1 protein-coding gene is annotated in these 626 nt (G+C 47.8%); it reads right to left on the bottom strand.

Features of this window, described 5'->3' with window-relative positions:
- Positions 1–398 (bottom strand): disulfide bond formation protein B (locus ACTHUM_RS17430; RefSeq protein ID WP_440403616.1); only part of this gene is annotated, 398 nt, incomplete at its 3' end.
- Between the last annotated feature and the right edge of the window lie 228 nt (positions 399–626).

Below are 626 nucleotides of genomic sequence, written 5' to 3'. Positions count from 1 at the left end.
AGATAGTCCGGCTCGGCGCAGTTGCCAAAGCCGCGAACGATGGGTTCAAACCAATCGAACAAAGGCCAGTCGCGCAAGCGGAAGGTCCAAGGTGCGCCGCAAGAAGGGGCGGTGCCGGGCGGCAGGCTTTGCAGCCAAATTTGATAGGCGGCGACACCTGCGCCATAAACGGCCGGAGCGGCAATCAACAATGCCGAGAGCGAGCGGGCAAATTTGGAAGATTGAGAACTAAATGCCGTAACAATGGCCAACAGCCCGACAGCCAATACGCACAAGCGTTGCAGGATGCACAATACGCACGGGTTCATGCCCAAAACGTATTGGGAAATAAAGGAGCCGCAGGCAGCAAATATGGAGAGGACGACTAAAAATAAAACAGTCTTGCGGAAAAAGTTCATAACATAAAACCTTTCAGACGGCCTGGACGCAAAACAGCCGCTAAATAACGTTTACTTTAACACAAAACGCATATGCTTTTTTTGATTTGACGGTTTTTTGCGTATGTTTGTTGATGTTGCATAACCATAAATATGGAAACAAAAATGTGTTCCATATCGAAAAGGCCGTCTGAAATATTCAGACGGCCTTTATGGGAGAGACGTTTTATTTTTTCCCGTGAGATTTTT

Source organism: Neisseria sp. P0021.S006, from assembly GCF_051956895.1.
This window is presented reverse-complemented; position numbering and strand designations above follow the sequence as displayed.